Genomic DNA, 12,203 nt, shown 5'->3' with positions numbered 1-12,203 from the left:
GCCGTGATATGGACTGTGGCAAGCCGCGCCGCAATGTGCGGACTCAGATTCTTCCGTCGGTAATCGCTTGCAGGATCGATTGGTTCAATGGCCGGACAAATTCACAACCGAACTGGAAATCGGTGATCCACGCCACGCGGGCTTCGATCGCTTCGAGATTGCCCAGCTTGATGAAGAAGCGGTCATCCTTGTGGACCAGGAAAACGCCCGAAACGCGCGCGCCAAGGCGCGAAATGTCGCTGATGCGAACTTCGGCGCGGCGATTGCCGGCGCGGAACTGGACGCTTGCCTGATAGCCGATGCGATCGGCCCGGCGGCCGCCATTGCCTTCGAATATCGGTGCAGCTTCCATATCGACCCAGCCCAATGCAATCCCCGGACAGCGTGACCCTTAGCCCGCCTCGGTGAAGCGACAGTGAATGTTTGCCTTGCAGGCAATACTTAAGCCGCTGCCGCAAGCGCCGCAGTGTCTTGGCGCTCAATTGGCCGCGGCCACCACTTCCAGCACCTTTTCCATGATCGGCACCGCGCTGGCACCATCGGGCACGTCATTGGCGAAAAAAGCGAAAAACAGCCTGCGCCCGCTGGCCGTGGTCATGGTGCCCGACAGCGCATTGGTGGCGTTGAGCGTGCCGGTCTTGGCCTGGATCCGCCCTTCGAGCGGCGTGCCGGCAAAGCGCTTCGTCAAGGTGCCGTCGCGCCCCGCCACCGGGAACGAGGCCAGCCATGCCGTGCCCCACGGCTGACGGATACCCCAGCGCAGCAACGCGATCATCGCGCGCGGACTGGCCCGGTTGTAGCTGGACATGCCCGAACCGTCGAACAGATCGAACCCTTCGGCGGGCACCCCGGCGCGGATGAACAGCGCGCGTTCGGCGGCCAGTCCGTCCTCGACCGATCCGCTGCCCCCGTTCACCCGGCCGATCCGGCGCAGCAACAGTTCGGCATGGTGGTTCTGGCTGGGCTTGTTGATCAGCGGGATCAGTTCGGCCAGCGGCGGCGGTGTCACAGCGGCGATCGGTGCGCCCCATTCGGCCACGGCAACGGCTTGCCCTGCGGCCACCGCCGGTTGCAGGTCCTTGCCCATCACCGGTTGGTGGCGCACCTGCACCGTGCCCAGCACCTTGACGCCGCGTTCCCGCAGCATCCGGGCAAAGACCGTGGCGGCATAATCAGCCGGATCGTCAATCCCCACCCGCGCGCGCCATTCCGGTGCGCCCACCGCAATCGTGCCGTAAAGCCGGAACTCGCGCGAATTGACGCGGTGTTCAAGCTGCAGCGTGGTTGGCGCGCCAGCGTTAACCGTCAGCGCTTCGTTGCGCACGATCAGGTAAGGCGGCGCAGCGATCAGCGGCGGGCCGCCGGCCGGATCGGCGATAACCCGGACCGGCAGCTCGTTGGCATCAAGCGACAGCGCGGACGCCGCCGTGGCATTGTAATCGCCGATGTTGTTCCAGCTCATCCCCGCGCTCCAGCGCTGGTCGGGAAAATAGCTGTCGTCGCCGATCACATCGCCGACCACACGGGTTTTGGCGGCCACCGCATCGGCCAGCACGGCGAGGCAATCGACCTTGCAGTCTGCCGCGCTCGACAGGCGGGCATCGCCCCGGCCATAGAGCACCACATCCTTGGGCTTGCCCGTGGTGCCCGGCATCAGGAACACCTGGGCCCCGCCTTCGGCATCGGGCCACTCGGCGCGGGGCAGGAGCGCCAGTGCTGCAGCCGTGGTGAACAGCTTGGTATTTGACGCCGGCACGAAGCGCATATCAGGATTGACCGAGACGATCACACGGCCCTGCAGATCGACCACCAGCAGGCCAAATCGGGTCCCCTTTGGCGCTTCGGCGAGCACCGCCTCGACCGCGCGCTGCGTCGTGCCATCCTGTGCCGCAACCGGCCTGGCGCGCGGGCCATCGACAATCGACTGGGCCAGCGCGGGCTGGGCCAGCAGCAGCAGCGCGGCGAATGCGAAACGCGTGATCATCGCCGCTGCTTGCCCAAGCTCTTAGCGCAAGTCCACAACTTCGACCGGCGGCAACCGGCCCGCGCCAGGTTGCTCGGCCCAGTGCCGCGCATTGAGCACACCGCCTGTCGCACGCAGCGCGGCAACCTTGGCAAGGTCGATTTCGGCAAACAGCCATTGCGCCGCATCCACTTCGCCCAGCGCGACCACCCCGTCTGCGGGCATGCCCGTGTCGGGCGGGCCATAGACCCCCGCCGCGCCGCGATTGACATCGACTGCTGGCGACCAGGCTGCTTCACCAACGGTGGGCGCCTGCACGGCATAGCATTGCCCTTCCAGCGCGCGGGCCTGCGCGCCAAGCCGCACGCGCCAGTAGCCGTGCAGCGTATCGGTGCAGCTGGGCACCAGCAACAGTTCCATCCCGGCTTCCACTTGCGCGCGGGCGAGCAACGGAAATTCACCGTCGTAGCAGATATTTATGCCGATCTTGCCAAGCGATGTCTCAAACAGTCGCAACGGCGCGGAGGCGCTGACATGCCATTCCTCGCGTTCAAACCGGGTCATCACCAGCTTGTCCTGCACGCCCACCTTGCCGGTCGGTGTGAACAGCCGCGCACGGTTGACGAAGCGGTCTTCGATCCTGGCCGGAATGCTGGCGCCAAGAATGTGCAGCCCATGGCGTGCAGCCAGATCGGCGTGCAGCGCATCGACCCGGTCGCCCAGCGCCGCCACGCTGGCCAGCGATCCCGCCAGATCGCCCATCGTCGCCGGATCGAGCGCAGCCAGTTCCATCGCGCCATATTCAGGGAACACCGCCAGCGCTGCCCCGCCCACAGCCGCTGCCGCGACCCAGGTTTCAAGCTTGGCGGCATAGGCCTGCCAGCTTTCGAGTTGCGCGATCGGATATTGCGCGGCGGCAATGGTGAAGCGGGTCACTCAGTTCTACTTTCCCCCCTCCCGCTTGCGGGAGGGGCCGGGGGTGGGTCACGCGGGTGTAGCGCGGCGCTCAAGACTGGCCCACCCCTTACCCCTCCCGCAAGCGGGAGGGGAACTCTTCACAGCCGACGCATCCAGTATTGCATTGGCTTCAGACTTTCCTCTGCTTCGCCGTGCTCTTTCCAGCCAAGCTCGGTAACAAAGCCATCAATCGGGGCGTAACCGCGCCTGATCCAGAAGGCATCAAGCGGGACATAGCCGGATGGCCGCGCGGGATGATCGTCAGGCCGGATGACCGCGGCAAAGGTGGCAGCAGTTGCGCCTGCACGCGCCGCTTGCGCCTCGCGGTGGTCGAAAAAGGCATGGCCTACACCCTGCCCGCGGTATTCGGGCAGCAGCACGCTTTCGCCGAAATAGAACAGGCGGGCGGTATCGAACCCGCGCTGTTCGAACGGCGCGCGGAATTCGGCTTTCTGCGCCGCCATCGGGCTGGCGGTGGCCGCGCCAACGATCCGCGCGCCAGCGAACGCGGCAACCAGCACCGCATCAGGCGCGGCGACAAATTCCTGCAGATAATCAGCCTCGTAAGCGGCGTCGCCATCGTAGAGATAGGGGTAGGCGGCGAAGACCGTGATCCGCAGCGTGGCAAGATCGCCAAGCGCGCCGTGCAATTCGGCGCCGGTCAGCGGTCTGACCGCAACGCTCAAGCGCCGACCTGCGCGCACCAGTCGGCCAGATTGTAGTAGACTGTCACCCGCTCGATCTTGCCATCCGCGAAGGCGAAAAACGCGCCGGCGGGCAAATGATACGTCTGCCCATCAGCTTCGGGCAGGCCTTCGTCAGTGACCAGGTATGCGCCGTGGACCACGAATTCGGCCGCCCCGCGGGTGCCATCCTCGCTCGCCATCAGCACGATGCCACCCAGCTGCTCGTGGTAACAGCGCTCCATGTGGGCCAGGAACCTGGCGAAGGTTTCCTTGCCGTGCTGGGTTTCGCCCTGGTTGATATCATGCGCCACGTCGTCGCTCAGGCATCCTAGCATCCCCTGCCAGTCGCCAGCGTTAAAGGCGGCGTAGTAGCGGGTTAGCAGGGCAATAGCGTCGGTACGGTCCATGCAATCCTCCAGTCAGGCAACGCCGATTAACCCGAAGCGCGCCCTGCAGCAACGCGCAAGGCATGCCATCACGATTTGTGATCGCTTCATTCGTGGCTTGCGGATTGCGTGCGAAAAGGGGCGCCGGGATCAACCGGCGCCCCCTTCCTCATTCGTTCAAACCGATCAGAAGTCCTGGCTGATCCCGACCTTGACCGTCAGGCCCAGCGGGCTGGCGGTAAACGGATCGTAGTTCTGGTCAAGCCGCGCGAACGGCGGATCGGTATCAAGGATGTTCAGCGCCGAAATGGCGATGATCGTCCCGGTGTTGAGCCTGATGCGATAGGTCGCGTCGATCGTGGTGAAGCTGCCGATCTGCTTGCCGGTGGTAACCGAGGCCCCCGCCAGCGCACCATTGTTGGGACCAAAGATCGCGGCACCGCGCTGGTCGGTGTAGCCATCGAGGTAGTTCACCTGCAAACGCAGCTGGTGCACGCCGAAATCGCCCTGGAGATAGGCATTGCCCTTCCACTGCGGCAACGGATAGGCGGTGGTCTGATAGTTGAGCAGGCCAACCCCGTCGAACGCCGGTTGCACCACGATGCCTTCCACCGTCACCGAATCGGTCTTGTAGTCGATGATGTAAGTGCCGGCGGTGCCCAGCGTCACCGAGCCCGAACCCACGCCCAATTCATAGCTGGCCTGGAAATCGATCCCCGAAGTGGAGACGTTGGCCGAGTTGATGATCTGGGTGCGCAGGCGCTGCACATTGCCGACGCCGCAACCGGCACCGGTAAACGTGAAGCGCGATTGCAGCGCCGCATAAGCCGGGCTGCCGCAATTCCCAGGCGCGAACATTGCACTGACGATGCCTTGTACCGGCTCACCTTCGATCGGGCCCTTGAAGTCATATTTGAAGTAATCGACACTGGCCTTGAACGGACCGGTGTTGATCAGCATCCCGGCATTATAGGTGGTGGCGGTTTCGGGCGTCAGGTTGGGGTTGCCGTTGATGTCGATCGCCCGGAACGAGCTGCCGATGATCTGCAGCGAGGTCAGGTTGCCGGCCAGACTCTGCGAAGGCGGACCGCGGAACGTGGTGCCCCCGCCGCCGCGCACCGCCAGCCACGGGGTAACCTGCAACTTGGCACGAATTTGCGGATCGAAAGTCGATCCCACCGAACCGCCGTAGTTTTCATAGCGGGCCGAAGCCTGCACGTTGAAAGCATCGGTGATCGGCAGCTGCAATTCGGCAAAAGTCGCCCAGACATCGCTATTGCTCTGTCCGTTGCGGTTGGTCCCGAGGAAGCCGAGCGAACCGGTCTGCTGGGTGCAGGTGGCCGCCGGGTTGAGCGGTGTACCCGGGCACGGGTAGAACGCCAGGTTGCCGACTTCGCTGTAGGCCCGGCGATAGTTGTCCTTGCGGTACTGCACGCCCAGCGCAAAGCCGACATTCCCGCCCGGCAGGCTGATCCCGCTTTGGCCAGAAATGACCGCTTCGGCCACCGTCTGGCGGGTGAAGGCCTGGGTGAAGGTATCCTGGAAGAACCAGTCGAACGTCGCCGGATCGTTGATCAGGCCGGCCCCCGGCACGGTCGAGAAGCTGCCGGTGGGACGCGAGCCGGCATAGAGCGGGTTGACCGCCCCGGTGGCAGCGTTGGCCTGGACCGCGGTGGAGAACGGGTTCCAGTATTGGCAGCCGTTGGTCCCGGCCAGCCCGGCCAGCTGCAGCGGGGTCAGCCCGACGCGCGATGCGGTCGACGAATAGGCGCAATTCGGCCCGCCGAACCCGGCCAGCGCGTTCTGGAACAGATCGCCGAAGGTATCGGTGCCACCGAAATCCCGATCATATTCGCTGTGCGTGAAGCTCATCCGCAGATCGATATCGGCGCTCAGTTCAAACTCCAGATCGGCGTTGAACATCAGCTGGTCCGAGACGCGCGGGCTGGTCGAGCTCTTGCGCCCGCTGTTAAGCGGGTTGCCGCCCAGCAGCACCGGGCGGAACAGCACCGGGAAGGCCACCGCCGATTGCAGCACGCCGGCCGTGACGAGGCAGTTGGCCGCCGCGCCATAGGTGGCGCAATAGTCCTGCAACGCCGGGGTGTAGCCCGGGATCACGAACAGGCCGGCCCCGCCAAAGGCCGCGTTTGACGAAGGCGGCAGCGTCGGCAGATAGCTCGGCGATGTTGTGATGCGGGTTTCCGAATGGCCCCACAGCCCGGTCATCCGCAGCGTTACCCCGTCGGCGAGGTCAAATTCGGTATCGACGAAGAACTGGAAGCGGTTTTCGGGTTCGACCAGGTTGCCGAACAGGCCGTACTGGTTGAAGCAGCGATCCGTGGTCGATCCGGGCAAGCTGCGGAAGCCGCCCAGCGGAGTGCAGCCCTGGTCTGCGGTGAAGCTGAGACCGTTGCTGGCCCCGCTGAAATCGAAGTTGCCGGGATTGCCGCCGCCGGTATATCCGCCCTGCGGATTGTTCGGGTAAGGCTGGATCACGAAATCGCGGTCAAGCGTCTGCAGTTCGGAGCGATGCTGATAGCCGCCCGAAACCAGGAAGCGCCAGTTTTCGCCCGTGTGGCCAAAGCTCAGCGCGCCGCCGTAATCGCCCTTCGATCCGCGAATGTAGCGATAGTCGAACGAGGCTTTCAGGCCATCCTGATTGGTGCGGGTGATGAAGTTGACCACCCCGGCGATTGCATCCGAACCATAGGTTGCGGCGGCGCCGTCTTTCAGCACTTCGATCCGCCCGATCGCGGCCGAGGGGATCAGGTTGATATCGACGATGGGAATGCCGCTGCCGCCCGAGGCGACGATGCGGCGGCCGTTGAGCAGCACCAGGGTACGCTGCGGACCAAGCCCACGCAGGTTGACCGAGGCCACCCCTTCGTTGCCCTGCGCACGCGCATCGAACTGGTTGGCATCGCCGATCACCCCGTTCGAGGTGGGCAGGTTCTTGAGCAGGTCGATCGCCGAGGGACTGCCCTGGCGGGCCAGCTCTTCCGATCCGATCACGTCAATCGGGGCTGACGCCTGCTCGCTCGACCCGCGGATCAGCGAGCCGGTAACGACGATGTCCTTGGCGGTATCTTCTTCTTCCGTTGCAGCCGTATCCTGCGCGAATGCGGGGGCGGAAATGCTGCCGATTGCGATTGCAATTACCGATGCAAGGCTGATCTGCCTGATCTGTGCCATCTAAAAACTCCTCTAACCACAAAATGTTGCCCGTGTGGGAAAAGGTCAGACGCCCCCCTTTGCGGCGCTCCTGCCTCTCCCTGAATCTTGCTTCGTACCGAGCAAGTGCGCCATGATGTAACGCAAGCTTGCCGCTCGTCAATCGTCATGGACCCGCGCGCGAAGATCGGCGAAGGCTGTGACTTCGAAAACACAGTATGGTGATGGCGAGGCACTTGCCGTTGCCCTTTGGCCTTGGCAAACCAAATGCTCGCGCGTCCGGCCCCAATCTCAACCAAAGGAACCTGCCCATGCCTGCCTACATCGTCTTCATCAAGGAACGCGAGCACGACGCCGCCGCGATGGCCACCTACAGCGCCGCCGCCGGGCCGTCGCTGGGCGGGCATACCGCCAAGCCGCTGGCCTATTACGGCGCGATCGAAACGCTCGAAGGGCCCGAAGCGCTGGGCAGTGTGATCGTGGAATTCCCCACGATCGAAGAAGCCCGCGCCTGGTACCAGTCCGACGCCTACCAGACCGCCCGCGCGCACCGCTTTGCCGGCGCCGACTACCGGGTGTTCATCACGCAGGGGCTGTGATCGCTTGAGCCGCTCCCGGCGCGGGACGGGCCGCATTTCCGCGCCGCATTGCGCCAATGGGCGAAACCGGGTAGGGCCAAGCTCCCGCCCCGGTGCGCGTGTCTTTGCCGACTCGCCCAGACCGGGGCCGCTGCATTTTCAGACCAAGGAACGCCTCCATGTCGCGTCGCCGCCAGATTTACGAAGGCAAGGCCAAGATCCTCTATGAGGGTCCCGAACCGGGCACGATCATCCAGTATTTCAAGGATGATGCCACCGCCTTCAATGCCCAGAAAAAGGGCACGATCCAGGGCAAGGGCGTGATCAACAACCGCATCAGCGAGTATGTGTTCACGCGGCTGAGCCACATCGGCATCCCGACCCATTTCATCAAGCGGCTTAACATGCGCGAGCAATTGGTGCGGCAGGTCGAAATCGTCCCGATCGAGGTGCTGGTGCGCAATGTTGCGGCGGGATCGCTGAGCAAGCGGCTGGGCATTCCTGAGGGCGAGCCGCTGCCGCACACCTTGATCCAGTATTGCTTCAAGGATGACGCGCTGGGCGATCCGCTGATTTCCGAAGAAGAAATCGCCTGTTTCGGCTGGGCCACCAATGAGGAAATGCAGGACATTTCCAGCATGGCGATCCGGATCAACGACTTCCTCAGCGGGATGTTCGCCGCGGTCAACATCCGGCTGATCGATTTCAAGCTGGAATTCGGACGGTTGTGGGACGGCGATTACAACCGCATCATCCTGGCCGACGAGATCAGCCCCGATGGCTGCCGGTTGTGGGACATGACCACCGGCGAAAAGCTCGACAAAGACCGCTTCCGCCGCGATCTGGGCGGCGAGGAAGAGGCCTATCAGGAAGTCGCGCGGCGGCTGGGGCTGCTCGATTCCGACAACGGGCCAAGCGAAGTGCTGGATCTTTCGGCCCACCGCAAGCTGCGCGGCAAGTAGGGTCCGCCATGGGCAGCGCAGGCGCTGTAATCAGCTTCTGGCAGGAAGCGGGTCCGGCCAAGTGGTTTGCCCATGACGCTGCCTTCGACGCGGCGATCCATGACCGGTTTGAAAGCCTGCACCACGCCGCTGCCCGTGGCGCGCTGGACGCCTGGATGGAAAGCTGGGAGGGCAGCCTGGCGCTCCTGCTCCTGCTCGACCAGTTCCCGCGCAATCTGTTTCGCGGCTCGGCGCATTCCTGGGCCACCGATCCGCTGGCGAAGAGCCTTGCCGAACGCGCGCTGGACGCCGGGCATGATACCTTGGCCCCGGCAGCGCTGCGGGTGTTCTATTACCTGCCGTTCGAACACAGCGAGGATCTGGCCGATCAGGATCGTTGCATGACGCTGTGTGGGGCGCTTGATGCGGCCAGCGGCAGCACCTTTTCCAATTGGGCAACGCTGCACCGCGATATCATCGCCCGCTTTGGCCGCTTCCCGCACCGCAATGCCGCCTTGGGCCGCGTGACCACGCCGCAGGAGCAGTCGTTCCTCGATTCCGGCGGCTTCGCGGGATAGCTTGCCAGCGGCGCGGCGATCCGGCACCTAACCGGGCATGAAGCCTTGCAAACTGCTGTTCGTCCTTTCGATTTCCACTTTTGCCCTGGCTGCCTGCGCTCCGCAGCAGGCCCGCATTGCCAGCACCGGCGAGGCCCCGCCGGCCTGGGCCTTCGAGACCAGCGACGTCCCGCTCGAACCGGGCTGGCGCTTTGGCACGCTGCCCAATGGCATGCGCTATGTGATCCGCCCCAATGCCACGCCCAAGGGCACCGCGCTGGTGCGGATGCAGGTCAAGGCCGGGTCAATCGACGAGAGCGACGGCGAGCGCGGCTATGCCCACTTCGTCGAGCACATGGCCTTCAACGGATCGGCCAAGGTCCCCGAAGGCGAGATGGTCAAGCTGCTCGAACGCGAGGGGCTGGCGTTCGGCGCGGATACCAATGCCTCGACCGGATACCAGTACACCACCTACACGCTCGATCTGCCGCGCGGTGACGTGAAGCTGCTCGATACCGCGCTGATGCTGATGCGCGAAACCGCCGGCGAACTGACTTTCGCGCCCGCTGCGGTCGAACGCGAGCGCGGCGTCGTGCTGTCGGAAATGCGCGACCGCAACACCTTTGGCCTCAAGGCGCTGGTCGACAATATCGAATTCGTATTGCCCCAATCACGCGTTTCGCAGCGCCTGCCGATCGGCACCCATGCCTCGCTGGAAGCGGCCAGCGCCGAAGGGCTGAAGGCGTTCTGGCGGCGCGAATATGTGCCCGGCCACGTGACGCTGTTCGTGATCGGCGATTTCGATCCCGATCTGGTCGAAGCCAATATCAAGGCGCGGTTTGGCGATTGGCGCACCGCCCCGGTGATGGCCCAGCCCAAGACTGGCCCGGTTGACCCCCGCTACAAGGGCAAGACCGATATCTATATCGATCCGGCGCTGTCTGAACGGGTGACGGTGACGCGCAACGGCAAATGGCTGGACGAGCCCGATACGCTGGCCCTGCGCGAGGAGAACGTGCTGCGCCAGATCGGCTATGCGATCATCAACCGCCGTCTGGTGCGGCTGGCGCGGCAGGCAAACCCGCCGTTCCGCGCCGCCGGATTTGGCACCGACGCGCTGTTTCGCGAAGGGCGCGAGACCGAACTTCGGATCGATACGGTTGACGGCCAGTGGCACCCCGGGCTGATCGCGGCGGGCACCGAATACCGCGCCGCGCTGACTTATGGCTTCACGCCCGAGGAAGTGGCCGAACAGGTCGCGATCCTGCGCGGCGATTTCCGCAAGGCTGCCGATGGCCGCTCGACCCGCAGCAACAATCAGCTTTATGACGCAGCGGTCGATCTGGTGAACGACGGCGTGGTTCCGCTCGCGCCCGATGAAGCTGCCCGGCGCTTTGACCTGTTCGTGCCGAAGATTTCCCCCGATGCCGTGCTCGCCGCGATGAAGCGCGAAGCTGTCCCGCTGGACAATCCACTGATCCGCTTTCAGGGCCGCACCCCGCCGCTGGACGGCGAAGCAGGGCTGCGCGCGGCCTGGGGCGAGGCCCAGCGGACCACGATCGCCCCGCCCGAACGCCGAGCGGCGGCCAGCTTCGGCTACAGCGATTTCGGCCCGGCCGGAAAAGTGGTCAGCGATGTCCGCGATCCGGCACTGGGGATCCGCCAGATACGCTTTGCCAACGGCGTGATGCTCAACATCAAGCGCACCGATCTCGATCAGGACCGGGTGCTGGTGCAGGTCTCGATCGATGGCGGCAACCTGCTCAACACGCGTGACAATCCGCTCGCCACGCGGATGCTGGGCGTGCTCAATCTGGGCGGGCTGGGCAAGCACAGCAAGGACGAGCTTGACAGCCTGTTTGCCGGCCGCACCGTTTCAGCCAGCTTCAGCCCTGACGACGAGACTTTCTTGGCACGCGCCCAAACCACCCCGCAGGATCTGGACCTCGAATTCCAGTACCTTGCCGCGCAAGTCAGCGATCCGGGCTATCGCCCCGAAGGCGAAGTGCTGTTCCGCCAGTCGATCAACAACTTCTTCGCCGCGCTGCGCGCCACCCCCGGCGCAGCGCTGGGGGCCGATCTTGGCGGGATCCTGTCAGACAACGATCCGCGCTATTCGCTGGGCGGCGTCGAAGATTGGCGCAAACTCGATTTCGCCAGGCTCAAGGCCGATGTCGGGGACCGGCTCGCCAATGGCGCAATCGAGATTGGGGTGGTCGGCGATGTCGATGAGGACGCGGTGATCGCCGCGGTTGGCCGTACTTTCGGAGCGCTTCCGCAGCGCGAGCAGACCTTCCGCGCCTATGCCGACAACCGCGACCACCCCTTCACCGCCAACCGCGCGCCGCGCGTGCTGCGCCACACCGGGGCCAAGGATCAGGCGCTGCTGACGATCAGCTGGCCGACCCGCGACGGCGAGGACCCGGTGGCCGATATTAGCCTGGCGCTGCTCCAGCGCGTGGTCCAGATCGAAATGACCGAGGAACTGCGCGAACGGCTGGGCAAGACCTATGGCCCGGGCGCATCCAGCAACACCTCGCGCACCTGGCGCGGATACGGCACCTTCCTGGTTTCAGCCTCCGTCGATGTAAAGGACGTGGCCGCCACCCGCAGCGCGATCGCCGGCACGATCGGCCGCCTGATTGCCGAACCGGTCAGCGCCGATGTGCTGCAACGCGCCAAGGCTCCGCTGCTCGAAAGCTTTGACAACATGCTCAAGACCAATGGCGGCTGGCTGGTGCTGGTCGACCGCGCGCAGACCCAGCCCGACCGGATCGAACGCTACATGAAAGCCCGCGCGCGGATCGAGGCGATCACCACCAAGGACCTTCAGCTGCTGGCGCGGCAATATTTGACCCCGGGGGGCGGCGTCGAAGTGCTGGTGCTGCCCGAAGGCGTCGATCCGCCCGCCGCGAAGTAGCGCACAAAATGCGGGGCGAACCGGCCCTCCGGTTCGCCCCGCAA

The 12,203-nt window shown here is 64.7% G+C and carries 10 protein-coding genes; 4 read left to right on the top strand and 6 right to left on the bottom strand.

Annotated elements, in window-relative coordinates; translation table 11 throughout:
* Positions 1 to 43: 43 nt before the first annotated feature.
* The 6 genes from RMN99_RS06290 to RMN99_RS06265 all read right to left on the bottom strand — a co-directional run bounded on the left by RMN99_RS06290 (position 44) and on the right by RMN99_RS06265 (position 7,184).
* The gene (locus RMN99_RS06290; protein ID WP_309622449.1) at positions 44 to 352 is read right to left on the bottom strand and encodes a PilZ domain-containing protein; all 309 of its coding nucleotides are present in this window, start codon (positions 350 to 352) and stop codon (positions 44 to 46) included.
* Positions 353 to 478: 126 nt separating this feature from the next.
* The gene (gene dacB, locus RMN99_RS06285) at positions 479 to 1,984 is read right to left on the bottom strand and encodes a D-alanyl-D-alanine carboxypeptidase/D-alanyl-D-alanine-endopeptidase (RefSeq protein ID WP_309622448.1); all 1,506 of its coding nucleotides are present in this window, start codon (positions 1,982 to 1,984) and stop codon (positions 479 to 481) included.
* 21 nt (positions 1,985 to 2,005) lie between these two features.
* Positions 2,006 to 2,899, bottom strand: coding sequence for a carbon-nitrogen hydrolase family protein (locus RMN99_RS06280; RefSeq protein WP_309622447.1), 894 nt, complete (start codon positions 2,897 to 2,899; stop codon positions 2,006 to 2,008).
* Positions 2,900 to 3,018: 119 nt separating this feature from the next.
* A complete protein-coding gene (locus RMN99_RS06275; RefSeq protein ID WP_309622446.1) occupies positions 3,019 to 3,606 on the bottom strand; it encodes a GNAT family N-acetyltransferase in 588 nt (195 codons plus the stop codon).
* Positions 3,603 to 4,013 carry a ketosteroid isomerase-related protein gene (locus tag RMN99_RS06270; RefSeq protein ID WP_309622445.1) on the bottom strand — a complete coding sequence of 137 codons (411 nt, stop codon included), beginning with the start codon at positions 4,011 to 4,013 and terminating at the stop codon, positions 3,603 to 3,605. Before RMN99_RS06270 ends, RMN99_RS06275 begins: the two co-directional genes overlap by 4 nt.
* Positions 4,014 to 4,178: 165 nt before the next feature.
* Positions 4,179 to 7,184 carry a TonB-dependent receptor domain-containing protein gene (locus RMN99_RS06265; RefSeq protein WP_309622444.1) on the bottom strand — a complete coding sequence of 1,002 codons (3,006 nt, stop codon included), beginning with the start codon at positions 7,182 to 7,184 and terminating at the stop codon, positions 4,179 to 4,181.
* Between the two features lie 290 nt (positions 7,185 to 7,474).
* Between RMN99_RS06265 and RMN99_RS06260 the strand changes: the two genes are divergently transcribed.
* The 4 genes from RMN99_RS06260 (at position 7,475) to RMN99_RS06245 (ending at position 12,159) form a co-directional block, all read left to right on the top strand.
* Positions 7,475 to 7,762 (top strand): DUF1330 domain-containing protein, encoded by a 288-nt coding sequence (locus RMN99_RS06260; protein WP_309622443.1) that lies wholly within the window; start codon positions 7,475 to 7,477, stop codon positions 7,760 to 7,762.
* Between the two features lie 158 nt (positions 7,763 to 7,920).
* Positions 7,921 to 8,703, top strand: coding sequence for a phosphoribosylaminoimidazolesuccinocarboxamide synthase (gene purC / locus RMN99_RS06255; RefSeq protein ID WP_309622442.1), 783 nt, complete (start codon positions 7,921 to 7,923; stop codon positions 8,701 to 8,703).
* A gap of 8 nt (positions 8,704 to 8,711) precedes the next feature.
* Positions 8,712 to 9,260, top strand: a complete 549-nt coding sequence (locus RMN99_RS06250; RefSeq protein WP_309622441.1) for a DUF924 family protein — start codon at positions 8,712 to 8,714, stop codon at positions 9,258 to 9,260.
* Between the two features lie 37 nt (positions 9,261 to 9,297).
* Positions 9,298 to 12,159: an insulinase family protein gene (locus RMN99_RS06245; RefSeq protein ID WP_309622440.1), complete on the top strand. Its 2,862-nt coding sequence runs from the start codon at positions 9,298 to 9,300 to the stop codon at positions 12,157 to 12,159.
* The last annotated feature ends 44 nt before the right edge of the window (positions 12,160 to 12,203 follow it).

Origin of the sequence: Novosphingobium sp. (assembly GCF_031417815.1) — a bacterium.
Lineage (GTDB): Bacteria > Pseudomonadota > Alphaproteobacteria > Sphingomonadales > Sphingomonadaceae > Novosphingobium.
This window is presented reverse-complemented; position numbering and strand designations above follow the sequence as displayed.

Excerpts from the sequence above, each read along its gene's own strand:
- RMN99_RS06290 (WP_309622449.1), bottom strand. The coding sequence starts at position 352 with ATGGAAGCTGCACCGATATTCGAAGGCAATGGCGGCCGCCGGGCCGAT.
- RMN99_RS06260 (WP_309622443.1), top strand. The coding sequence starts at position 7,475 with ATGCCTGCCTACATCGTCTTCATCAAGGAACGCGAGCACGACGCCGCC.
- RMN99_RS06250 (WP_309622441.1), top strand. The coding sequence starts at position 8,712 with ATGGGCAGCGCAGGCGCTGTAATCAGCTTCTGGCAGGAAGCGGGTCCG.
- RMN99_RS06245 (WP_309622440.1), top strand. The coding sequence starts at position 9,298 with ATGAAGCCTTGCAAACTGCTGTTCGTCCTTTCGATTTCCACTTTTGCC.
- purC (WP_309622442.1), top strand. The coding sequence starts at position 7,921 with ATGTCGCGTCGCCGCCAGATTTACGAAGGCAAGGCCAAGATCCTCTAT.
- RMN99_RS06265 (WP_309622444.1), bottom strand. The coding sequence starts at position 7,184 with ATGGCACAGATCAGGCAGATCAGCCTTGCATCGGTAATTGCAATCGCA.
- RMN99_RS06270 (WP_309622445.1), bottom strand. The coding sequence starts at position 4,013 with ATGGACCGTACCGACGCTATTGCCCTGCTAACCCGCTACTACGCCGCC.
- dacB (WP_309622448.1), bottom strand. The coding sequence starts at position 1,984 with ATGATCACGCGTTTCGCATTCGCCGCGCTGCTGCTGCTGGCCCAGCCC.